Annotated in this window: 19 protein-coding genes; 10 read left to right on the top strand and 9 right to left on the bottom strand. The window is 63.6% G+C overall.

The window, feature by feature from the left end:
* Positions 1–3 precede the first annotated feature (3 nt).
* The gene (cls, locus tag QZ497_RS05295) at positions 4–1,443 is read right to left on the bottom strand and encodes a cardiolipin synthase (RefSeq protein ID WP_295471814.1); all 1,440 of its coding nucleotides are present in this window, start codon (positions 1,441–1,443) and stop codon (positions 4–6) included.
* A 150-nt stretch (positions 1,444–1,593) separates the two neighbouring features.
* Here cls and QZ497_RS05290 point away from each other — a divergent pair, with 150 nt between their 5' ends.
* The gene (locus QZ497_RS05290; RefSeq protein WP_295471812.1) at positions 1,594–2,115 is read left to right on the top strand and encodes a DUF3617 domain-containing protein; all 522 of its coding nucleotides are present in this window, start codon (positions 1,594–1,596) and stop codon (positions 2,113–2,115) included.
* Between the two features lie 49 nt (positions 2,116–2,164).
* Here QZ497_RS05290 and QZ497_RS05285 read toward each other — a convergent pair whose 3' ends face one another.
* Complete coding sequence (locus QZ497_RS05285; protein WP_295472088.1) at positions 2,165–2,521, bottom strand: glutamine synthetase; 357 nt, start codon at positions 2,519–2,521, stop codon at positions 2,165–2,167.
* 173 nt (positions 2,522–2,694) lie between these two features.
* Here QZ497_RS05285 and zigA point away from each other — a divergent pair, with 173 nt between their 5' ends.
* Both zigA and QZ497_RS05275 read left to right on the top strand, forming a co-directional pair.
* Positions 2,695–3,906 carry a zinc metallochaperone GTPase ZigA gene (gene zigA, locus QZ497_RS05280; RefSeq protein ID WP_295471809.1) on the top strand — a complete coding sequence of 404 codons (1,212 nt, stop codon included), beginning with the start codon at positions 2,695–2,697 and terminating at the stop codon, positions 3,904–3,906.
* A complete protein-coding gene (locus QZ497_RS05275) occupies positions 3,906–4,541 on the top strand; it encodes a DUF1826 domain-containing protein (protein ID WP_295471806.1) in 636 nt (211 codons plus the stop codon). The genes zigA and QZ497_RS05275 overlap by 1 nt, the downstream gene beginning before the upstream one ends.
* Before the next feature lie 156 nt (positions 4,542–4,697).
* On the opposite strand, the gene QZ497_RS05270 is transcribed toward QZ497_RS05275, so the two are convergent.
* Complete coding sequence (locus QZ497_RS05270; protein WP_295471804.1) at positions 4,698–5,066, bottom strand: NADH:ubiquinone oxidoreductase; 369 nt, start codon at positions 5,064–5,066, stop codon at positions 4,698–4,700.
* A gap of 24 nt (positions 5,067–5,090) precedes the next feature.
* Here QZ497_RS05270 and QZ497_RS05265 point away from each other — a divergent pair, with 24 nt between their 5' ends.
* Positions 5,091–6,062, top strand: a complete 972-nt coding sequence (locus QZ497_RS05265; protein ID WP_295471801.1) for a GTP-binding protein — start codon at positions 5,091–5,093, stop codon at positions 6,060–6,062.
* A 4-nt stretch (positions 6,063–6,066) separates the two neighbouring features.
* Here the strand turns inward: QZ497_RS05265 and QZ497_RS05260 are convergent, their stop codons facing one another.
* On the bottom strand, positions 6,067–6,459 hold the full coding sequence (locus QZ497_RS05260) for a DUF3301 domain-containing protein (RefSeq protein ID WP_295471799.1): 393 nt from the start codon (positions 6,457–6,459) through the stop codon (positions 6,067–6,069).
* Positions 6,460–6,603: 144 nt separating this feature from the next.
* Positions 6,604–7,089 carry an acyl-CoA thioesterase gene (locus QZ497_RS05255; protein ID WP_295471796.1) on the bottom strand — a complete coding sequence of 162 codons (486 nt, stop codon included), beginning with the start codon at positions 7,087–7,089 and terminating at the stop codon, positions 6,604–6,606.
* Between the two features lie 308 nt (positions 7,090–7,397).
* On the opposite strand from QZ497_RS05255, the gene QZ497_RS05250 reads away from it, so the two are divergent.
* Entirely contained in the window at positions 7,398–9,161 is a 1,764-nt protein-coding gene (locus QZ497_RS05250) for a cation:proton antiporter (protein WP_295471794.1), read from the top strand.
* Positions 9,162–9,188: 27 nt separating this feature from the next.
* On the opposite strand, the gene QZ497_RS05245 is transcribed toward QZ497_RS05250, so the two are convergent.
* The 3 genes from QZ497_RS05245 to uvrD all read right to left on the bottom strand — a co-directional run bounded on the left by QZ497_RS05245 (position 9,189) and on the right by uvrD (position 12,901).
* Complete coding sequence (locus QZ497_RS05245) at positions 9,189–9,596, bottom strand: SMI1/KNR4 family protein (RefSeq protein WP_295471792.1); 408 nt, start codon at positions 9,594–9,596, stop codon at positions 9,189–9,191.
* A gap of 132 nt (positions 9,597–9,728) precedes the next feature.
* A complete protein-coding gene (locus tag QZ497_RS05240; RefSeq protein ID WP_295471790.1) occupies positions 9,729–10,577 on the bottom strand; it encodes a TIM44-like domain-containing protein in 849 nt (282 codons plus the stop codon).
* Positions 10,578–10,717: 140 nt separating this feature from the next.
* The gene (uvrD, locus tag QZ497_RS05235; protein ID WP_295471787.1) at positions 10,718–12,901 is read right to left on the bottom strand and encodes a DNA helicase II; all 2,184 of its coding nucleotides are present in this window, start codon (positions 12,899–12,901) and stop codon (positions 10,718–10,720) included.
* A gap of 250 nt (positions 12,902–13,151) precedes the next feature.
* Between uvrD and QZ497_RS05230 the strand changes: the two genes are divergently transcribed.
* From QZ497_RS05230 to QZ497_RS05220, 3 genes are all read left to right on the top strand, one after another.
* A complete protein-coding gene (locus QZ497_RS05230) occupies positions 13,152–15,644 on the top strand; it encodes an EAL domain-containing protein (RefSeq protein ID WP_295471785.1) in 2,493 nt (830 codons plus the stop codon).
* Positions 15,645–15,759: 115 nt separating this feature from the next.
* Positions 15,760–16,626, top strand: a complete 867-nt coding sequence (gene hexR / locus QZ497_RS05225; protein WP_295471782.1) for a transcriptional regulator HexR — start codon at positions 15,760–15,762, stop codon at positions 16,624–16,626.
* Between the two features lie 117 nt (positions 16,627–16,743).
* Positions 16,744–16,962: a PA3496 family putative envelope integrity protein gene (locus QZ497_RS05220; protein WP_295471780.1), complete on the top strand. Its 219-nt coding sequence runs from the start codon at positions 16,744–16,746 to the stop codon at positions 16,960–16,962.
* Here QZ497_RS05220 and QZ497_RS05215 read toward each other — a convergent pair.
* Positions 16,916–17,866: a LysR family transcriptional regulator gene (locus QZ497_RS05215; RefSeq protein WP_295471777.1), complete on the bottom strand. Its 951-nt coding sequence runs from the start codon at positions 17,864–17,866 to the stop codon at positions 16,916–16,918. The two genes, QZ497_RS05220 and QZ497_RS05215, sit on opposite strands and share 47 nt — an antisense overlap.
* A gap of 229 nt (positions 17,867–18,095) precedes the next feature.
* Here QZ497_RS05215 and QZ497_RS05210 point away from each other — a divergent pair, with 229 nt between their 5' ends.
* Positions 18,096–19,511, top strand: a complete 1,416-nt coding sequence (locus QZ497_RS05210; RefSeq protein WP_295471775.1) for an acetyl-CoA carboxylase biotin carboxylase subunit — start codon at positions 18,096–18,098, stop codon at positions 19,509–19,511.
* A 98-nt stretch (positions 19,512–19,609) separates the two neighbouring features.
* Entirely contained in the window at positions 19,610–21,418 is a 1,809-nt protein-coding gene (gene oadA, locus QZ497_RS05205) for a sodium-extruding oxaloacetate decarboxylase subunit alpha (protein WP_295471773.1), read from the top strand.
* Positions 21,419–21,668 lie beyond the last annotated feature (250 nt).

Raw genomic sequence — 21,668 nt, 5'->3', positions numbered from 1 at the left:
GCCTCACAGGATGGGCGAGATCAGCCGTGCCACGCGCATGCCCAATTGGTGCAGGCGCCGGGTTTCGCGGCTGTCCTGCACGGTGATCTCCCGAGCCAGCTCGAAGTCGGCGACCAGCATGGCCTCGACCTGGCTGGCGAAGACCGGGTCGACGGTGAGCAGCATGAGTTCGAAGTTGAGGCGGAACGAGCGGTTGTCCAGGTTGGCGCTGCCGATGGCGGTGACTTCGTCATCCACCAGGACCACCTTCTGGTGCAGGAAGCCCGGCTGGTAGCGAAACACCCGCACGCCGCTGCGCACCGCCGCGAAGGCGTAGAGGCTGGATGCGGCATACACCACGTAATGGTCCGGGCGCGACGGCAGCAGGATGCGCACATCGACACCGCGCAGCACTGCCAGGTGCAGGGCGGCCGACACGGCCTCATCGGGCACGAAATACGGGCTGGTGATCCACAAGCGGCGCTGGGCCGAGTGAATCGCTTCGACGAAGAACAGCGAGCAGGTCTCTTGGGCATCCGCCGGACCGCTGGCCAGCAGCTGGCACAGTACCCCGTCTTCGGGAAAGCTGTCGGGCAGGCTCAGCGGCGGCAGTTGGCGGGTAGCCCAGAACCAGTCCTCGGCGAAGCTCTCCTGCAGGCAAGCCACCACCGGGCCGATGACTTCTACGTGGGTGTCGCGCCAGGGTGACAGCGGTGGCTTGAGGCCCAGGTATTCATCGCCAACGTTGTGCCCGCCCAGATAGCCTTTCAGGCCATCGACCACCACAATCTTGCGGTGGTTACGGAAGTTGATCTGGAAACGGTTAAGCCAGCCACCGTGGGTGGCGAAGGCCTTGATCCTCACGCCGCCAGCGCGCAGTTTTTCCACGTAGCTGGCGGGCAGGGCATGGCTGCCGATGCGGTCGTAGAGCACGTAGATCGCCACACCCTCGGCCGCCTTCTGCAACAGCAGGTCCTGCAGGCGCCGGCCCAGGTCGTCGTCGTGGATGATGAAGAACTGCACCAGCACCGTTTGCCGGGCCTGGCGAATCGCTTCGAAGATGGCGGCGAAGCTGGCCTGGCCGTTGATCAGCAGGCGCACCTCATTGTTGGCCAGTGCCGGCATGTGCCCCAGGCGCGGCATGGCGCGCAACGCCGCATAGGCTTCGGAACGCCGAGCGGCTACCGCTTCGTCGATCCAGGGCCGCCAGTTCAGGTTGCTGATGGCGTGCTTCATCTCTTTGTTGGCCAGGCGCCGCGCCTTGATGTAGGCATCGAAGGAACTGCGGCCAAACACCAGGTACGGAATCAGTGTGATGTAGGGAATGAACACCAGCGACATCGCCCAGGCAATGGCGCCCTGCGCGGTGCGTACGGTCAGCAGCGCGTGGATGGCAGCGGCGCTGCCCAGCAGATGAATGAAACCCAGCACATAACCGAAAAAATACGGGCTGTGGTAATCCATGGAGGCTCCTGCATATCGTCATGCCTAACAGACCATAGCAGGCCTTATTTGTCGCTATTCAATTCGTCATGCAACGGCGGCGGGTCTGTGTCGTCTAAGCCACAGCGTGCTGTACGCCGTTATCCGATTGGCCCCACGAGGAATCCCTAGATGAACAAACGCATGTTGGCTTGGATGTTCTGCCTGGCCGCACCAATGGCACAGGCCCAGATGCTGCAACCGGGTTTATGGGAGCTGACCTCCAGCAACATGCAGGTCGATGGGCAGGCGTTGCCAGACATGCAGTTCATGCTGGGGCAGCTGAAGAACCTGCCGCCAGAGCAACGGGCGATGATGGAGCAGGCCATGCAGAAGCAGGGTATTACCCTCGGTGGCCAAGGCGTGCGCTTTTGCCTGACCGAGCAGCAGGTGAAGGCTGACGACATCCCGTTGACCGATCCCAAGTCTAGCTGCAACCAGAAGGTCACTGCACGCAATGGTCAGACCTGGAACTTCCAGTTCAGTTGCCCGCGTGCGCAGGGCACCGGGCAGGCGCAGTTCGTCAGTGATCGCGAATTCACCACCCATGTGAACGGCACTTTCAATGCCTCGGGGAAACAGCAAACCGGCAGCCTCGATACCCGTGCCGTGTGGTTGGGCGCGCAATGTGGAACCGTCGCGCCGCGCACCTGAAGTGTCGATGTTCCACGTGGAACATTTTCCAGGCTTATCAACGTCTTTGCTAGTGACACCCGGTCAGACGCCCGCAGCTGATGCTGCTGCGGGTGCCCTTGGAGCTGGACACCCGGGTCACGGTAGTCCAACCCACGCGCTGGATAGTACCGATCCAGATCTCGCCGTCTGAGGCCAGCCCGGTAAAGAAAGTCAGCTGCCCGTAGCGGCTGTTGGTCTGTGCCCAGCGTCTTTCATCCGCCGCCTCATAGCCGCGCAGGTAACTGGCGCGGCCCTGCGTCGCGACCGAATAGAAGTTACCCAACTCATCGCTGCAGGCCAGCAGGTTCAAGCTGCGCGTGCAGATGGCCTGGTCGCTCGGCCGAGCCATTCCCATCGCCTGCACCCCGCCGCTGCACAGCAGCATCAAAGTCAGCAAAAACGTCCAGCGCATGCGTGAGCCCCTCGTCGGCAGGTTGGCAATTCTGTTTGGTTATAATATAACATTGTCAGTGTTCCATGCTCTGTCACCGAGCCAGCAGAGCTCGACGCAGCCTAACCGAATATGCCCCAAGCCTGACTACCCTGATGGTGAGCCCGATGTCGAACCGTTTACCCGTTACCGTCCTTTCCGGCTTCCTCGGTGCCGGTAAGAGCACCCTGCTCAACCATGTGCTGCGCAACCGCGAAGACCTGCGCGTAGCGGTAATCGTCAATGACATGAGTGAGATCAACATCGACGGCAGCGAAGTGCAGCGCGATGTCACCCTCAACCGCGCCGACGAGAAACTGGTGGAAATGAGCAACGGCTGCATCTGCTGCACGCTGCGCGAAGACCTGCTCGAAGAGGTCAGCCGCCTGGCCCGCGAAGGGCGCTTCGACTACCTGCTGATCGAGTCCACGGGCATCTCCGAGCCGCTGCCGGTGGCCGAAACCTTCACCTTCCGCGACGAGACCGGGCAGAGCCTTTCGGATATCGCGCGCCTGGACACCATGGTCACCGTGGTCGACGGGGTGAATTTCCTGCTCGATTACCAGGCGGCCGAAAGCTTGGAGAGCCGTGGCGAAACCCTGGGTGAGGACGACGAGCGCTCGATCACTGACCTGCTGATCGAGCAGATCGAGTTCGCCGACGTGATCCTGCTCAGCAAGATCGACCTGATCAGCTCCAGCGAACGCGAAGAACTCATGGCCATCCTGGCGCGGCTCAACAGCCAGGCGCAGATCGTGCCCATGGTCATGGGCCAGGTGCCGCTGGCGACCATCCTCGACACCGGGCTGTTCAACTTCGAACGCGCCGCCCAGGCGCCGGGCTGGCTTCAGGAGTTGCGCGGCGAGCATGTGCCGGAAACCGACGAGTACGGCATCGCTTCAACGGTCTATCGGGCGCGGCGGCCCTTTCATCCCGAGCGCTTTTTCAACTTCCTCTCGCGGCCCTGGAGCAACGGCAAGCTGCTGCGCTCCAAGGGGTTCTTCTGGCTGGCCAGCAAGTATCAGGAAGCGGGCAGCTGGTCGCAGGCGGGCGGCCTGATGCGCCACGGCATGGCCGGCCGCTGGTGGCGTTTCGTGCCCCAGGCTCACTGGCCGCAGGATCAGGAAAGCCTTGGCGCGATCATGAAGGAATGGGACCCGGCGAGCGGCGACTGCCGCCAGGAACTGGTGTTCATCGGCCAGAACATCGATTTCGCACACATGAACGCCGAGCTGGATGCCTGCCTGCTCAACGACGAGGAAATGGCGCTTGGGGCCGAGGTCTGGCAGCAGTTGCCCGATCCGTTCGGGGTCTGGCAGACCGCCGAGGAGGCAGCCTGATGCTGGCCAAGGTGCTGCCGGTTAGCGCCACCGTGCGCCAGGTGTGTGGGGATACGCCGGAGGTTCTCGGTGAAGCGCTGCAGGACGGGGTCAACCTGGCGGTCTGGCAACGCCAGCTGCCGGTGCATATCCAGACCTTCGCCGACGCGTTGCTGAACCTTGCCGAGCCGCTCTCCGAATCCATTACCCTGCACACTGCCGCAGGAGAGCGCGAGCCGGACCTCAGCGGCCTGGCTTGCGGCTACGCCGACATCCAGGGGTACGCCGGGTTCATCGCCGACGTGAGCTGGCTGGTCAGTGCCTATGCCTGCCTGCTCGGCGCCGAGCAGGTCGGGCTGCGCCTGCGCGCCATGGACAGGGCCATGTGCCCACGCTTTCACGTCGACCACGTGCCCATGCGGCTGATCACCACCTACGCTGGCGTCGGCAGCCAGTGGTTGCGTGAAGCGGACGTGGACCGCACACGCCTGGGCGAGCCGCAGGCAGGCGCTGCCATCCAACAGATCCATTGCGGCGAAGTGGCGTTGCTCAAGGGCGAGCGCTGGACGGGCAACGAAGGTTACGGGCTGGTACATCGTTCGCCACCACTGGAGCGCAACCAGCGGCGTCTGATCCTCACCCTGGACTGGCTGTAGGAGCAATACTGGTCAGTTAGACGCTATTCGGCTTTTGTTGGCGAGCTTGCTCGCGAAAAGCTGGCAAAGTCGCTGAGCTTGCTGTGAACGTGACGCCGCCTTCGCGAGCAAGCTCGCTCCCACGGCCTAACTGACCAGTATTGGCTGTAGAAGCGGCTAGGGCGTCTGCCACTGCCCCTGGCTCTGCTGTTCGCAGTAGGGCTTGAGGTACAGCGCATCGCTGGCCACCCCGTAATAGTGGATATGCTCGCGATAAGGCATATTGGCGACTTGCGCGTTGCGGCACACCCCGAAGGCCCCCGCAGGGCAGTGTTCGGCGAAGCTGACGTCGACCTGCTGTCCGGCCAGTTGCGGCTTGCAGAAGCCTTCGTTGAACAACTCGGCCGGGATGGAGACATTCTCCTGGCAGACCTTCACGTCCAGGCGTTCGGCCTGGCTATGGACGATACAGGCGGCTGCCTGCACCTGTTGCGAGGCGATCATCGCCAGCGCCATCATCAGGACGGCTGTGCCTCTGAATTGCAAACCTTACCCCCTCGAAGCGAACGCATGCTGCAGAACATTCCTACCCATGTGATTGCCGGCCCCTTGGGCGCCGGCAAGACCAGCCTGATCCGCCACCTGTTGGCCAACAAGCCCGCTGACGAGCGCTGGGCCGTGCTGATCAACGAGTTTGGCCAGATCGGCCTGGACGCGGCCTTGTTGACCACCGGCGCCGATGGTATCGCACTGGGCGAAGTGGCAGGTGGCTGCCTGTGCTGCGTCAATGGTGTGCCTTTCCAGATTGGCCTCGGTCGCCTGCTGCGCAAAGCGCGGCCCGACCGGCTGCTGATCGAACCCTCGGGACTGGGCCACCCCGCGCAGTTGCTGGAGCAGCTGCGCCAGGCTCCTTGGCAGGAGGTGCTGCGTGTCATGCCGGCGCTGCTGGTGCTCGATGCCCAGGTCCTGGCCGCCGGCCAGCCGCTGCCCGATACCCAGCGCCAGGCGCTGGAGCACGCCGGTCTGCTGGTTCTCAACAAGTCGGAAGGGCTCGATGCAGCGGCGCGCCAGGCGGTGCTGGCCGCCCTGCCTGAGCGCCCGATGGTCTGGTGCAGCCAGGGGCGCTTGCCGCTGCAACAGCTTCCGGGCCTGCACGTCTCGGCGCTGGAAGCCCCTTCCGCCGCGCCCCTGGCACTGCCACCCAGCCTGCAGGCAGCGGCTGCCCAGTGGTCGCGGGAAGAGCAGCCGGTGGTGCTCAGCCAGGCCAGCGCCGACGGTTGGAGCATCGGCTGGCGTTGGCACCCTTCGCAACGCTTCGACCGCCAGCGCGTGGAGCACTGGCTGGGTGCGCTGAGCTGGCGGCGTGCCAAGCTGGTGATTCACGCTGAAGAGGGTTGGCAGGCGGCCAATGCGCTCGAGGGTGGAGCACTGGCCTGGCAGGCCAGTGAATGGCGGCAGGATTCGCGGCTGGAGCTGATTTTCACCGAGGCTCAGGATGCCGCCGCGCTACAGCGAGGGCTGGCCGGCTGTCGCCTGGGCTGAGGGGTCACTGTTTCCATTTCTGGTGTGACTGGCGCCATTCGTCGAGGCGGATGACCTCGGCGGTGGGCTGGGGTGGCTTGATCTCGAAGGGGTAGGGCGCCAGTTCGATTTGCGCGCTGTGCGCACCGAACTGGGTGATGGTGCCGGGGTGGCGCTGCTCGCCGGTCACGGTGAACTCGAACCCGTAGACCCGCGCCAGGCGTTTGTGCCCTTGGGCATCCGCCACCCAGGCCAGGCGCTTGAACGCGACGTTGTCGTCGAGCAGTTCCAGCTCGAGCCGTGCACAGTGCTGCTTGACCCGCGCCAGCGCCTTTTCCCGCAGGCCGTGGGCATGCCAGAGCCATGCTGCAGCGGTGGCCAGCAGCATCAGGACAGAAATATTACCCAGGGTCAGCATGACGGAACGCTCCAGCCGGTGAGCCTAAAGCTTAACTGCGTCCAGCGAGTGTCAGCCAGTGCGCATGCTGCAAAATTTGCATGACTGCACTTGTATAGCGTTAAGGATCGCGGATGAAACGCATCCTGTCCTGCTGACCAGGTATTACAGCGACTCTTCCTTGATTTCCTGGTAGCGCTTTTCCAGCTCCTGACGCAACTGTCGACGCTGTTGGGCCTGGATGAAACGCCGCTTGGCATCGGGGGTCTGTGGCTCCAGCGGTGGCACACGCACCGGTTTGCGGTTGTCGTCCACCGCCACCATGGTGAAGAAGCAACTGTTGCTGTGCCGCACCGAGCGCTCACGGATGTTCTCGGTGACCACTTTGATGCCGACTTCCATCGAGGTGTTGCCGGTGTAGTTCACCGAAGCCAGGAAGGTCACCAGCTCTCCGACGTGGACCGGCTCGCGGAAGATCACCTGGTCCACCGAGAGGGTCACTACATAGCTGCCGGCGTAGCGGGCGGCGCAGGCATAGGCCACTTCGTCCAGGTACTTGAGCAGGGTGCCGCCATGTACATTGCCCGAGAAGTTGGCCATGTCCGGGGTCATGAGTACGGTCATCGTCAGTTGGGCGTTTCCGGGTTCCATTGCGCATCTCACGGTCAAGGAGGATAGAAAGGCGCCTCGGCTGGCGCTCTGGCCGGCCTCCGATAACGGGGCCGACAGCAGATATCACGACGTCGGGGGAGGGGGTTCCGTCACGCACGGTCATCTATCTGTTTCCATATATTGCACTGGCTTTATGGCGAAGAGTGCAGTGTTACCCTGCAAAACATCTTCGTGCGGGTATTGCCTGCGCATTCAGCGCGATCTCAGGCGTTGCCACGGATTGATCGACACGCTGTGCAGCCTGTCGTGAGGCAGCGTCGCCATGGCCACAAGGAGCACCATCCCCCATGCATGCCGTTGACTTCATCCAGGACCTGGCCGTGATCATGCTGGTGGCCGGGGTGGTGACCATCGTGTTTCATCGCCTCAAGCAACCGGTGGTACTGGGCTACATCGTCGCCGGCTTCCTGATCGGCCCGCACACCCCGCCGGTGGGGCTGATCCACGACGAGCACACCATCAAGATCCTCGCTGAGCTGGGGGTGATCTTCCTGATGTTCTGTCTGGGCCTGGAGTTCAGCCTGCGCAAACTGTTCAAGGTCGGCGCCACGGCGTTCATCGCGGCGTTCCTGGAAATCCTGCTGATGATCTGGCTCGGCTACGAGATCGGCCAGTATTTCGGCTGGGGCACCATGGATTCGCTGTTCCTCGGCGCGATCCTGGCGATTTCCTCGACGACCATCATCGTCAAGGCGCTCAACGACCTGAAGATGAAGAACCAGCACTTCGCCCAGCTGATCTTCGGCGTACTGATCGTCGAGGACATCCTCGGCATTGGCATCATTGCCTTGTTATCCGGCATCGCCGTCAGCGGTGCGGTCAGCTCCGGCGAAGTGTTTTCCACGGTGGGCAAGCTGTCGCTGTTCATGATCGTCGCCCTGGTCATCGGTATTCTGCTGGTACCGCGCCTGCTGGCCTACGTGGCCCGCTTCGAGAGCGACGAGATGCTGCTGGTCACGGTGCTGGGCCTGTGCTTCGGCTTCTGCCTGCTGGTGGTGCGCCTGGAGTACAGCATGGTGCTGGGCGCCTTCCTGATTGGCGCGATCATGGCCGAGTCGCGCCAGCTGCTGAAGATCGAGCGGCTGATCGAACCGATTCGCGACATGTTCAGTGCCATCTTCTTCGTCGCCATCGGCCTGATGATCGACCCGCAGATCCTCCTCGAATACGCCTGGCCGATTGCGGTGATTACCGTCGCGGTGGTGCTGGGCAAGATGATTTCCTGCGGGCTGGGGGCTTTTCTGGCCGGTAACGACGGGCGTACCTCGCTGCGGGTGGGCATGGGGCTTTCGCAGATTGGCGAGTTCTCCTTCATCATCGCCGGCCTGGGCATGACCCTGCAGGTCACCAGCGATTTCCTCTATCCGGTGGCGGTCGCGGTATCGGCCATCACCACCTTGCTCACCCCGTACCTGATCCGCGCCGCCGACCCGCTGTCGATACGCCTTGCCAGTGTGGTACCGCGACGGGTCGGGCGGGTGTTCTCCATGTATGGCGAGTGGCTGCGCAGCATCCAGCCCCAGGGCCAGGGCGCCATGCTGGCCTCCATGATCCGGCGGATTCTGCTGCAGGTGGGCGTCAACCTGGCGCTGGTCATTGCGATCTTTTTCTGCGGTGGTTATTTCGCCGCGCGCATCGGCGTGTACATGAGCGAATGGGTCGCCGATGTCGGCCATCAGAAGGCCTGGATCTGTGGGGCGGCGCTGTTGCTGTCGCTGCCGTTTCTGATCGCGGCCTATCGCAAGCTCAAGGCCCTGTCGATGCTGCTGGCCGAGATGGGCGTCAAGCCTGAAATGGCAGGGCGCCACACCGCCAGGGTGCGCAAGGTGGTGGCTGAAGTGATCCCGCTGGTGTCACTGGTGGCCATCTTCATCCTGCTGGCCGCCCTGTCGGCCAGCATCCTGCCGACGCTGGAGTTGCTGGTGGTGATCCTGCTGGTCGCGGCCGTGGTGGCTGCGCTGCTGTGGCGCTGGTTCATCCGCGTGCATTCACGGATGCAGATCGCCCTGCTGGAAACCCTGGGCAACAACCAGGATTCGCCAGGGCACTGACTTTACCGGGCGACGCTGGCCAGGAACTCAGCTTTCCAGCCAGACGTCGCGGGCCCAGTGCCAGACCGATTCCCAGCTTTCGTCGATGACCAGTTCCTCTTCGCCAGACCACAGCACCACGGTGCCGTCTTCTTCGACGCAATAGTAGTCGTCACCGTCCTGGCACAGCGGCACCAGGTCGCGCGGCACACCGGCGTCCCAGGCATTGGCCGCCACTTCGGGCAGGTAGGTGTGTGACTGCGGGTCGGTCACGGTGACCGGTTCGAGGCTGCCGTAGACCACGTCGCTGACCAGCAGCAGGAACTCGCGCAGGCCGACCGGCATGTTGATCAGCAGCTCCTCTTCGATCTCGACCAGCAGGTCTTCGTCGGGCAGTTCGAGCGCCACCGGTACTGGTTCATTCTTTTCACGCAATTCTTCGATGACTTCTTCCACGGCGGGATCCTCTGAGCTAAACGACGCGGGTTATACAGTAGCCGAAAGCCGCTTTCAAAATAACTGTCCGAACGGGTAACGAAAAACCCCGGAACGAGTCCGGGGTTTCGATCATGCCGATGTCGCAGGAGTTCAGCCGTTCTGGCGAATACCCGCTACCAGCCAGGGTTGGTTGTCGCCTGGGGCGCGTTCCATGTTCCAGCTTTCGCTGAAGGCTTCACCCTTGTCGAAGCGCGAGGTCTTGGCCACGCCGGTGAAGGTCAGGGTGGCGATGGTGCGGTCTGCACGATCTTCCACGCCGTCGAGTTGCACCTGCAGCTCATCGATGTAGGTGGACTGGAAGCCATCACCCTGTTCAGCGCGTTCCTTCTTCAGGAACTGCAGCATGTTCGGGGTGACGAATTCGCCGATCTTGTCCATCTCATTGGCGTCCCAGTGCTGTTGCAGCGCCTGGAAATGCTCACGGGCGGCTTCCAGGAAGCGCTGCTCGTTGAACCAGGCTGGGGCGTTGATGACCGGCGCGGCAGCGGCGGCAGGAGCGGCCGAGCCGAAGATCGGGTTGCTGGCAGGCTGGGCGTTTTCACGCTGGTAAGGCGCACCGGCACCGGCCATGTTCGGCTGTTGCTGCTGCATGCGACGACGCGCGATGAAACGGAAGATCAGGAAGGCGATCAGGCCGATGATCAGGAAGTCGAACAGCTGCATGCCGTCGAAGCCGTCACCCATGAACATGGCAGCCAGCAGGCCACCGGCCGCGATACCGGCGAGCGGGCCGAGCCAGCGCGAAGCGCCGCTGGCGGCAGGGGTCGGACGAGCGGCCGCGTTGGCGGCTGCTGCCGGAGTGGACGGTGCGGCCTGGCGGGTCTGGTGGACTGGCGCCGAACCGCTGCTCTTGCCACCGCCGAAACGCGCGGCGTTGGCGTCCAGGCTCAGCGTCAGGCTGAGGCACAGAGCCATGGCGATGCTCAGAAAACGTTGCATAAGGGGATTCCCGTTATTGTGGATTGCACGCGCGTCATGTTGCACAGGGTGCAGGCGAATGGCTAGCGCAGGTATGTTTCGAGCTTTTGCATGAAGGCTGGCGCAGGCGCGCAGGCTGTCGCGCCTGCGCCAGCCATGTATCAGAGGGGTTCGAGCTTGGCGTAGCCCATCATCAGCCACTTGCTGCCTTCGGCGAAGTTGACCTGTACCCGGGCCTGGGCACCGGCGCCCTCGAAGTTGAGGATGGTGCCTTCGCCGAACACGGCATGCATGACCCGCTGGCCCAGGCTGAAGCTGGTTTCCGGGATGCCGGTGCCGTCGAACAGGCGGCTGTCGTGAGGTTTCGACGCGCCGCCGAAAGGCCGGCTGACGCTGTTGGACAGGCGCACTTCCTGCACCAGCCCCGGCGGAATTTCGCGCACGAAACGCGACACCTTGTTGTAAGTCTCGCTGCCATACAGCCGACGGGTTTCGGCGTAGGTCAGCACCAGGCGCTGCATGGCGCGGGTGATGCCGACATACGCCAGGCGCCGTTCCTCTTCCAGGCGGCCAGGTTCTTCCAGGCTCATCTTGTGCGGGAACAGGCCTTCTTCCATACCCACCATGAACACCTGCGGGAATTCCAGGCCCTTGGCGCTGTGCAGGGTCATCAGCTGGATGCTGTCTTCGTGCTCGTCAGCCTGGGCGTCGCCGGCCTCCAGCGAGGCGTGGCTGAGGAACGCCGCCAGAGGCGACAGGTCTTCTTCGTCTTCGCTGTTTTCGAAGTTGCGCGCGGCGCTGACCAGTTCCTCGAGGTTTTCCACCCGGGCCTGGCCTTTCTCGCCTTTTTCCTGCTGGTGATAGTCGATCAGGCCGGTCTGCTCGATGACGGTCTGGGTCATCAGGTGCAGCGGCATGTCCATGACCTTGGCAGCCAGGTTCTCGATCAGCTCGATGAAGCCGTTCAGGGCGCTGGCGGCGCGGCCGGTCACGCCCTTGTTGGTCACCAGCAGGCCCATGGCTTCCCACATCGACAGGCCGCTGTGGCGAGCGTGTTCGCGGATCGCCTCGACGGTCTTCTCGCCGATGCCGCGGGTCGGCACGTTGATCACCCGTTCCAGGGCGGCGTCGTTGCCACGGCCTTCGAGCAGGCGCAGGTAGGCCATGGCGTTCTTGATCTCGGCGCGTTCGAAGAAGCGCTGGCCACCATAGATGCGGTAAGGAATGCGCTCGCGCAGCAGGGCCTCTTCGAGCACCCGCGACTGGGCGTTGGAACGATAGAGGATGGCGATTTCGCTACGCGACAGGCCGGTCTTCAGCGCGCTCTCGATGGTCTCGACCACGTAGCGGGCTTCGTCGTGCTCATTGAACGCGGCATACAGGCTGATCGGCTCGCCGTCGCCGCCGTCGGTCCACAGCTCTTTGCCCAGGCGCCCGCTGTTGTTGACGATCAGGCCGTTGGCCGCCTTGAGGATGCTGGCCGTGGAACGGTAGTTCTGTTCCAGGCGAATGACCTCGGTGTCGGGGAAGTCGCTGGAATACTGCTGGATGTTCTCGATGCGTGCGCCGCGCCAGCCGTAGATGGACTGGTCGTCGTCGCCCACCACCATCAGGCTGTCGCCGCCGCGCGCCAGCAGGCGCAGCCAGGCGTACTGCACGGCGTTGGTGTCCTGGAACTCGTCGACCAGCACATGGCGGAAGCGCCGCTGGTAGTGCGCCAGCAGGCTGGGATGGTCGCGCCACAGGTCCAGGGCGCGCAACAGCAGCTCGGAGAAGTCGATGACCCCGGCGCGCTGGCAGGCGACCTCGTAGGCCTCGTAGATGCTGCGCATGGTCATCAGGAACAGGTCGCCGCTGGCCTGGATGTGTTGCGGGCGCAGGCCTTCGTCTTTCTGGCCGTTGATGAACCACTGGGCCTGGCGGGCCGGCCACTTCTGCTCGTCCAGGCCCAGCTCGCGGATCACCCGCTTGACCAGGCGCTGCTGGTCGTCGCTGTCGAGGATCTGGAAGGTCTGCACCAGCCCCGCTTCCTGCCAGTGCGCGCGCAGCAGCCGATGGGCCAGGCCGTGGAAGGTGCCGACCCACATGCCGGCCGGGCTGATACCGATCAGCTGCTCGATGCGGTGGCGCATCTCGGCGGCGGCCTTGTTGGTGAAGGTCACCGACAGGATCGAATGCGGCGAGGCCTGTTCGACCTGCATCAGCCAGGCGATGCGGTGCACCAGCACGCGGGTCTTGCCGGAGCCGGCGCCGGCCAGGACCAACTGACGACCCACGGGCGCGGCTACGGCCTGGCGCTGGGCGTCGTTGAGGGAATTGAGCAAAAGGGAGAGGTCATCATGCATGGGGCAGCATTCTAGGCCCCTCGTTGATGCCGGGCAAACTGGCCGCACCCTGGGTGCGGTAAAAAGCGTCTGGCTGGCAAACGATTGCCTGGCGGCCAGCCTCGAACGTTAACGCGGCGAACTGTCTGGGGCAGGCCTGTCAGCCGATCACGGGGCAGAATATTTCTGCGCGGTGCTGTTTGGTATGGCCCGGCGCTTGTGTATGCTCCGCACACGCTCAAGGCTCTTTAATATCAACAAGAACGACGCCATGACCCATCGCTTCGACCCGCGTGATGCATCCGGCATGCGCCGCCGGGACATTCGCCGACATTACGCCCCGCAACTCGAGGTAGAGCGCACACGCTTGCTCTACCAGGGCTCGCTGTTGCCCACCCTGTGCATGTTCATCAATGGCCTGATCTGCGCCTGGCTGCTCTGGAGCCCGGAGCGTGGCTGGCAGGTGGGCGTGTGGCTGGTCTGGCTGACGGCGCTGGTCGCCCTGCGCCTGGTGCAGGTCAGCGCGTTCAACGCTGCAGCGCCTGAACGTCAGGCCCTGCCGATATGGCGTTATCGCTTCTTGGCCGGCGCGCTGGTCAGCGGCCTGACGCTGGCCTGTGCGGCGATGCTGCTGGTGCCGGTGGCCAATTTCGAACAGCAGGCCTGGGTGTTCGGCATGATCGGCGTGGCGACCCTGTCGGCCAGCGTGGCCTATGCCGTCAGCCTGATGGCGTTCCTGACGTTCAGCCTGTCTTCGCTGCTGCCGCCGATCCTCTATCTGTTCTTCGGCCATGACATTCCGGTACGCGGCTGGGGCTGGATGGGGCTGATCCTGCTGCCAGCGCTGATGATCGTCGCCCTGCAGGTCAACCGCCTGATCCGGCGCAGCCTGGTGCAGCGCTTCCAGAACCAGGCGCTGATCGAGCACCTGCAGCATGCCCAGCAGCGTAGCGAGCTGCTCAATGAAGAGCTGGCCAGGGAAATCGAACAGCGCCGCCAGGCCGAGCGGCGCCTGCGCAAGGCCCAGGCGGGCCTGGAGGATCGTGTGGAACAGCGCACCCGCGAGCTGGAGCAGGCGCGCCAGGACTTGAACAAGAGCCCGCCGCCCCTGGCGGCCGCGGTGTTCGCCGCCGCCAACGAAGGGATCGTGATTTTCGACCCGCAGTACCGGATCCTCACGGTCAACCAGGCCTTCAGCCGGGTTTCCGGCTACAGCCAGGAAGAGCTGGTGGGGCGCCAGGTGATCGACATCGCCAGCAGCCGCGATGCACGGCGAAACTTCGCGGCCATTCGCCAGGCCCTGGAGGAAACCGGGCACTGGCAAGGCGAGCTGGTCGAGGCACGCAAGAGCGGAGAGCTGTACCCGCAGTGGCTGCAGTTGAACCTGGTGCACGACAGTGAAGGGAACCCCAGCCATATCGTGGGTTTCTTCACCGATCTGTCGGACAAGCGCGAATCGGAAGAGCGCCTGCGCTACCTGGTGCACTTCGACGAGCTGACCGGGCTGGCCAACCGCTCGCTGTTCCGTGAGCGGCTCAACCAGGCCAGCCAGCGCAGCCGGCAGGGCAACCGCAGCCTGGCGCTGCTGCACATCGACCTGGACCGCTTCAAGCTGCTCAACGACAGCCTGGGCCATGAAGTGGCCGACCAACTGTTGCAGCAGGTGGCGCGCCGCCTGCGCAGTGCGTTGCCCGAAGCCGACACCATCGCCCGGTTGTCGGGTGATGAATTCGCCGTGCTGTTCGACACCTATGCCAACCTCTCCAGCCTGGCACGGGTGGCCAGCCGCATGCTGAACAAGCTGCACGTGCCGGTGCAGGTGGCCGGGCATGAACTGGTGATCAGCGCCTCGGTGGGCATCAGCCTGATGCCGGATTCGGCGCGTGACGTCACCACCCTGGCCAGCCAGGCGAACATGGCGATGAAACATGCCAAGCATCTGGGTGGCAATAACTTCCAGTTCTTCACCGAGAGTCTGCAGGCCAGCAACCTGGAGCGCCTGCAGCTGGAGATCCAGCTGCGCAAGGCCATCGAAGACCGGCAATTGCGGGTGTTCTACCAACCGCGGCTGAGCCTTGAAACCGGCAGCATGGAAGCCGTCGAAGCGCTGGTGCGCTGGCATCATCCGGAGCGTGGCATGGTACCGCCCGGCGATTTCATCGGCCTGGCCGAGGAAACCGGGCTGATCGGCGCCATCGGTGAGTTCGTGTTGCGCGAGGCTTGTCGGCAGGCCTGTGAGTGGAGCCAGCAGGGCCTCAAGCCGATCCGCGTGTCGGTCAACCTGTCGGTCTACCAGTTGCGCCAGGGCAAGCTGGTCACCCTGGTGCGCCAGGTGCTGGAAGAGAGCGGGCTGGACCCGCATCGCCTGGAGCTGGAGCTGACCGAAAGTCAGCTGCTCGACAGCGTCGAATACATCATCGCCACCTTCCAGCAGCTGCGTGACTTGGGCGTGAAACTGGCGATCGATGACTTCGGCACCGGCTATTCATCGCTGAGCTACCTCAAGCGCTTTCCAGTGGATTACGTGAAGATCGACCAGACCTTCATTCGGGGCCTGGACGAAGGCTCGGGCGATGCGGCGATCATTCAGGCGATCATCGCCATGGCCCACAGCCTGGGCCTGAAAGTGGTGGCCGAAGGCGTGGAACAACAGACCCAGCTGGAGTTTCTCAAGCTGCAAGGCTGCGACGAAGTACAGGGCTATCTGATCAGCCGGCCGGTCGAAGCCCAGGCCATTACCCACACCATAGGCTTGCAGGGCTGAACCCGAGCGGCGTATTGGCCTGCCTGGCGCGTTTCGCTGGGCGGGCCGCAGGTCATGTAGTATAACTACAAGCTTGCTACACACTTGCCACCGCTTTCCTGACCGAGTCCAGCCTGTGAATCTGCTGCAACACATCGCCCAGTCCCGTAACCTGCTGCGCAAGTCGGAGCTCAAGGTCGCCGACCACGTGCTGCTCGACCCGGCGGCTGTGATGCACAGCTCCATGGCCGATCTGGCGCACAGCGTCGGCATCAGCGAGCCGACCATCGTGCGGTTCTGCCGGGCCATCGGTTGCTCGGGGTTCCAGGACCTCAAGCTCAAGCTGGCACAGAGCCTGGCCGCCGGTGCCAGCTTCGGCCAGTTCGCCATCCATGAAGACGATTCGGTGGCCGACTACAGCCTGAAGATCTTCGACACCACCCTGCACACCCTGATGGAAGTGCGCGAGCACCTCGACCCGCACGCCCTGCAACTGGCGGTCACGGCGCTGGCCGGTGCCAACCGCGTGGAGTTCTACGGCTTCGGGGCTTCCGGTGCAGTGGCGGCCGATGCCCAGCACAAGTTCTTCCGCCTGCTGCTCAACGCGGCTGCCTATTCCGACCCACACATGCAGGCCATGTCGGCGGTCACCCTCAAGCCGGGTGACGTGGCGGTGTGCATTTCCCAGTCCGGACGTTCCAAGGACCTGCTGATCAGCGCCAACATGGTCCGCGAAAGCGGCGCCACGCTGATCACCCTCTGCCCAAGCCAGACACCGCTGGCCGAGCTGTCGACCATCAACCTGGCCATCGACGTGCATGAAGACACCGAAATCTACACGCCGCTGACTTCGCGTATCGCCCACCTGGTGGTCATCGATGTGCTGGCCATGGGCGTGGCCATGGCGCGCGGGCCGAGCCTGGTCAACCACCTCAAGAGCGTCAAGCGCAGCCTGCGCAGTCTTCGCCTGTCGCCCAAGTCGATCAAGCCTCACGACGATTGAGCGGCGATCCTCGGCGACTCCCGAGGAAATTTCATCGTTTGGTCATTTTCCTGCCGTCGTTGTGTCACGGCCGCCGCCCATGCTGAAGCTCCCGCACAACGTACTGGGAGACAGGTAATGGCTCGGCACTACGATGATCTGCACAACAGCGCGGCGAAGACTCGCCGTCAGCAGGAAGACCAGCGGCGCATGGCGTTTCGGCGCGCCATCGAGAGTTACACGGAAGAGCGCCGCCTGAACCAGGAACTGTCCGACTACATCGACGACATTCCCGATGAGGTCTGGCAGGTCAGCCGCTTCTCGGCCGACCGTCGAAGCGCTCGGCCAGCCGGCTGATCTGCGCCCGCTCGGTGCGGATGAAGCCCAGGAAAGCGTGGGCCACCGGCGACAACCGCTTGTCCCGCCCCTGAACCACACACCAGCTGCGATACAGCGGTAATTCGGCCACCGGCAGTTCCTTCAGGGTGCCGGCGGCCAATTCGGCGCTCACCGCGTGCCGGGTCAGCATCGCCAGACCCAGGCCGGCCACCACGCATTCGCGCTGCGCCTCGCTGGATGACACCTCCAGCGTCTGGCCGAAATGCACGCGCTTCTCCTTGAAATACTCCTCGCAGGCCCGGCGTGTTCCGGAACCGTTCTCGCGAATCAGCAGCGGCCAGGGCTCCAGGTCCTTGAGGGTCAGCGCTGGCTGCGCGCACAACGGGTGTTCGGCAGGCGCCACGGCAACGATGGGGTTGTTGAGAAACGGCATGAACTCCAGGCCCATGTCCTGGGGGACCATGGACATCACCACCAGATCGTCGCGGTTGTCAGACAGGCGCCGGATCACCTGGGCGCGGTTGACCACCGCCAGAGCCAGGCTGACCTCCGGGTACTGGCGCTTGAAGGCGGCGAACAGGTGCGGGATGAAATACTTGCAGCTCGACTCGATGGCCAGCTTCAGCTGCCCCTGCAACGAGCCCTGCAGGTCGGAAAGCTGCATGTCCAGGCTCTCCAGGCGGCCGAAGATGTCGCGGCTGGCGTGGCGCAGCGCTTCGGCGGTCTCGGTGAGGTAGAGCTTCTTGCCGACGTACTCGAACAGCGGCTGGCCGAGCAGTTCTTCCAGCTGGCGAATCTGCAGGCTGACCGCCGGCTGGGTCAGGGACATTTCCTCGGCGGCGCGACTGTAGGACCGCAGATCGCACACCTCGTTGAAGATCCTCAATTGACGCAATGTCATACGCATCAATGACTTACGCATTTACCACCGCTCCCTCCCCAAGACCTGAAAGTCGACTATAAGCTTTTGCTTATGCTTCACCCAATTTTTACTGATTTTTGTTAATCACTGATCCGGAATAGGGTGTCCCTGCGTCGACGCATCAGCTGTGCTGTTACAACAACAAAGCGACGACTGTCCGGCCAAGGCCGCGCAGTCCAGTACCGCCGGCCAGCCCGGCAGGTCTGAATCAATGGTCGAGGAAAAGCCAGTGATCAAGAAAATCCTGATCGCCAACCGTGGAGAGATTGCCGTCCGTATCGTGCGCGCCTGCGCCGAAATGGGCATTCGCTCGGTGGCGATCTATTCGGACGCTGACCGGCATGCCCTGCATGTCAAACGCGCCGACGAGGCCTACAGCATTGGCGCCGAGCCGCTCGCCGGTTATCTGAACCCGCGCAAGCTGGTGAACCTGGCTGTGGAAACCGGTTGCGATGCCCTGCATCCGGGTTATGGCTTCCTCTCGGAAAACGCCGAACTGGCAGAAATCTGCGTCGAACGCGGGATCAAGTTCATCGGTCCGGCGCCGGACGTGATCCGTCGCATGGGCGACAAGACCGAAGCCCGGCGCAGCATGATCAAGGCCGGTGTGCCGGTGACCCCAGGCACCGAAGGCAACGTGGCGGACATCGAAGAGGCCCTGGCCGAAGGTGACCGCATCGGCTACCCGGTGATGCTCAAGGCCACCTCCGGCGGCGGCGGTCGCGGCATTCGCCGCTGCAACAGCCGCGAGGAGCTGGAACAGGCGTTCCCACGGGTGATTTCCGAAGCCACCAAGGCCTTCGGCTCGGCGGAAGTGTTCCTGGAAAAGTGCATCGTCAATCCTAAGCACATCGAGGCGCAGATCCTCGGCGACAGCTTCGGCAACGTCGTGCACCTGTTCGAGCGTGACTGCTCGATCCAGCGTCGCAACCAGAAGCTCATCGAGATCGCCCCCAGCCCGCAGCTGACCCCCGAGCAGCGCGCCTATGTCGGCGACCTGGCGGTGCGCGCCGCCAAGGCGGTGGGTTACGAGAACGCCGGCACCGTGGAGTTCCTGCTCGCCGAGGGCGAGGTGTACTTCATGGAAATGAACACCCGCGTGCAGGTGGAGCACACCATCACCGAAGAGATCACCGGCATCGACATCGTGCGTGAGCAGATCCGCATCGCCTCGGGCCTGCCGCTGTCGATCAAGCAGGAAGACATCATCCATCGCGGCTTCGCCCTGCAGTTCCGTATCAACGCCGAAGACCCGAAAAACAACTTCCTGCCCAGCTTCGGCAAGATCACCCGTTACTACGCCCCCGGCGGCCCCGGCGTGCGTACCGACACGGCGATCTACACCGGCTACACCATCCCGCCGTACTACGACTCGATGTGCCTGAAGCTGATCGTCTGGGCCTTGAGCTGGGAAGAAGCCATGGACCGCGGCCTGCGGGCGCTGGACGACATGCGCGTGCAGGGGGTGAAGACCACCGCCGCCTATTACCAGGAAATCCTGCGCAACCCCGAGTTCCGCACGGGCCAGTTCAACACCAGCTTCGTCGAAGCACACCCGGAACTGACCAACTACTCGATCAAGCGCAAACCCGAAGAGCTGGCTCTGGCCATCGCCGCCGCCATCGCCGCCCACGCAGGCTTATGAACGCAGCTGCAAGCGTTGAGCGGCAAGCTGCAAGGTGAAGCAGATCGGCTTTTTCTTGCGGCTTCTGGCTTGAGGCTTGCCGCTACGAGGAGAGAATAATGTCCAAGAAAATCTTTGTTACCGACACCATCCTGCGTGACGCCCACCAGTCGCTGTTGGCTACCCGCATGCGCACCGAAGACATGCTGCCGATCTGCGACAAGCTCGACAAGGTCGGCTACTGGTCGCTGGAAGTCTGGGGCGGCGCGACTTTCGACGCCTGTGTGCGCTTCCTCAAGGAAGACCCATGGGAGCGCCTGCGCCAGCTGCGCGCCGCGCTGCCCAACACCCGCCTGCAGATGCTCCTGCGCGGCCAGAACCTGCTGGGCTACCGGCATTACAGCGACGACGTGGTCAAGGCCTTCGTCGCCAAGGCGGCGGTCAACGGCATCGATGTATTCCGCATCTTCGACGCCATGAACGACGTGCGTAACCTGCGCGTGGCCATCGAGGCGGTGAAGGCCGCCGGCAAGCACGCCCAGGGCACCATTGCCTATACCACCAGCCCGGTGCATACCATCGATGCCTTCGTGGCCCAGGCCCGGCAGATGGAAGCCATGGGCTGCGACTCGGTGGCGATCAAGGACATGGCCGGCCTGCTGACCCCCTTCGCCACCGGCGAGCTGGTCAAGGCCCTGAAGGCCGAGCAGTCGCTGCCGGTGTTCATCCATTCCCACGACACCGCCGGCCTGGCCGCCATGTGCCAGCTCAAGGCCGTGGAAAGCGGCGCCGACCACATCGACACGGCGATTTCCAGCTTCGCCTGGGGCACCAGCCACCCCGGCACCGAATCCATGGTCGCGGCGTTGAAGGGCACCGAGTTCGACACCGGCCTGGACCTGGAGCTGCTGCAGGAGATCGGCCTGTACTTCTACGCGGTGCGCAAGAAGTACCACCAGTTCGAGAGCGAATTCACCACCGTGGACACCCGCGTGCAGGTCAACCAGGTGCCAGGCGGGATGATTTCCAACCTGGCCAACCAGCTCAAGGAGCAGGGTGCGCTGAACCGCATGAGCGAAGTGCTGGCCGAGATCCCACGGGTGCGCAAGGACCTGGGTTACCCGCCGCTGGTCACCCCGACCTCGCAGATCGTCGGTACCCAGGCGTTCTTCAACGTGCTGGCCGGTGAGCGCTACAAGACCATCACCAACGAAGTGAAGCTGTACCTGCAGGGCGGCTACGGCAAGGCACCGGGCCAGGTGGACGAGCAACTGCGCCGCCAGGCCATCGGCAACGAAGAGTTGATCGACGTGCGCCCGGCCGACCTGCTTAAACCGGAAATGGCCAAGCTGCGCGCCGACATCGGGGCCCTGGCGCAATCCGAGGAAGACGTACTGACCTACGCGATGTTCCCGGACATCGGGCGCAAGTTCCTCGAAGAACGCGCCGCCGGCACCCTGACCCCGGAAGTGCTGCTGCCTATTCCGGAAGCCGGGGGTGTGGCCAGGGCCGGGGGGGAGGGCGTACCAACCGAGTTCGTCATCGACGTGCACGGCGAGACCTACCGTGTGGACATCACCGGCGTCGGGGTCAAGGCCGAGGGCAAGCGTCACTTCTACCTGTCCATCGATGGCATGCCGGAAGAAGTGGTGTTCGAACCGCTCAACGAGTTCGTCGGGGGTGGGGCCAGCAAGCGCAACCAGGCCAGCGCGCCGGGCCATGTGAGCACCACCATGCCAGGCAACATCGTCGATGTGCTGGTCAAGCAAGGCGACACGGTCAAGGCCGGCCAGGCGGTGCTGATCACCGAGGCGATGAAGATGGAGACCGAAGTGCAGGCGGCCATCGCTGGCAAGGTCGTGGCCATCCACGTGGCCAAGGGCGACCGCGTCAACCCGGGCGAGATCCTGGTGGAGATCGAAGGCTGAGCCTGACGCACCGATTCAACGATTAACCTCATTGGGGAGCCTGGGCTCCCCTTTTTTTACCTGCCTAAATGGCTCGGTAGGAGCGGCTTTCGCCGCGAAAGCGCCAGGAAATTCACTTCATCCGTTGTGAACAGGCGGTCGCTTCGCGGCTGAAGCCGCTCCTATGTATGGACTCGCCCCACACTGTCAACACGCTTTGCTTTAAACACTGCTGCCCGGTTGCATCTATGTATCAGGCCTATTCGAGGAA

Origin of the sequence: uncultured Pseudomonas sp. (genome assembly GCF_913777995.1) — a bacterium.
In the GTDB taxonomy this organism is placed as follows: domain Bacteria; phylum Pseudomonadota; class Gammaproteobacteria; order Pseudomonadales; family Pseudomonadaceae; genus Aquipseudomonas.
Note: the sequence above shows the minus strand (reverse complement) of the source record. Positions and strands in the feature narration are given on the sequence as shown.

Bases quoted from the DNA above. Each gene is read 5' to 3' on its own strand.
- cls (WP_295471814.1), bottom strand. From the start codon at position 1,443: ATGGATTACCACAGCCCGTATTTTTTCGGTTATGTGCTGGGTTTCATT.
- zigA (WP_295471809.1), top strand. From the start codon at position 2,695: ATGTCGAACCGTTTACCCGTTACCGTCCTTTCCGGCTTCCTCGGTGCC.
- QZ497_RS05250 (WP_295471794.1), top strand. From the start codon at position 7,398: ATGCATGCCGTTGACTTCATCCAGGACCTGGCCGTGATCATGCTGGTG.
- QZ497_RS05255 (WP_295471796.1), bottom strand. From the start codon at position 7,089: ATGGAACCCGGAAACGCCCAACTGACGATGACCGTACTCATGACCCCG.
- QZ497_RS05285 (WP_295472088.1), bottom strand. From the start codon at position 2,521: ATGCTGCTGTGCAGCGGCGGGGTGCAGGCGATGGGAATGGCTCGGCCG.
- QZ497_RS05215 (WP_295471777.1), bottom strand. From the start codon at position 17,866: ATGCGTAAGTCATTGATGCGTATGACATTGCGTCAATTGAGGATCTTC.
- oadA (WP_295471773.1), top strand. From the start codon at position 19,610: ATGTCCAAGAAAATCTTTGTTACCGACACCATCCTGCGTGACGCCCAC.
- QZ497_RS05290 (WP_295471812.1), top strand. From the start codon at position 1,594: ATGAACAAACGCATGTTGGCTTGGATGTTCTGCCTGGCCGCACCAATG.
- QZ497_RS05275 (WP_295471806.1), top strand. From the start codon at position 3,906: ATGCTGGCCAAGGTGCTGCCGGTTAGCGCCACCGTGCGCCAGGTGTGT.
- QZ497_RS05265 (WP_295471801.1), top strand. From the start codon at position 5,091: ATGCTGCAGAACATTCCTACCCATGTGATTGCCGGCCCCTTGGGCGCC.
- QZ497_RS05220 (WP_295471780.1), top strand. From the start codon at position 16,744: ATGGCTCGGCACTACGATGATCTGCACAACAGCGCGGCGAAGACTCGC.
- QZ497_RS05240 (WP_295471790.1), bottom strand. From the start codon at position 10,577: ATGCAACGTTTTCTGAGCATCGCCATGGCTCTGTGCCTCAGCCTGACG.
- QZ497_RS05230 (WP_295471785.1), top strand. From the start codon at position 13,152: ATGACCCATCGCTTCGACCCGCGTGATGCATCCGGCATGCGCCGCCGG.
- QZ497_RS05260 (WP_295471799.1), bottom strand. From the start codon at position 6,459: ATGCTGACCCTGGGTAATATTTCTGTCCTGATGCTGCTGGCCACCGCT.
- uvrD (WP_295471787.1), bottom strand. From the start codon at position 12,901: ATGCATGATGACCTCTCCCTTTTGCTCAATTCCCTCAACGACGCCCAG.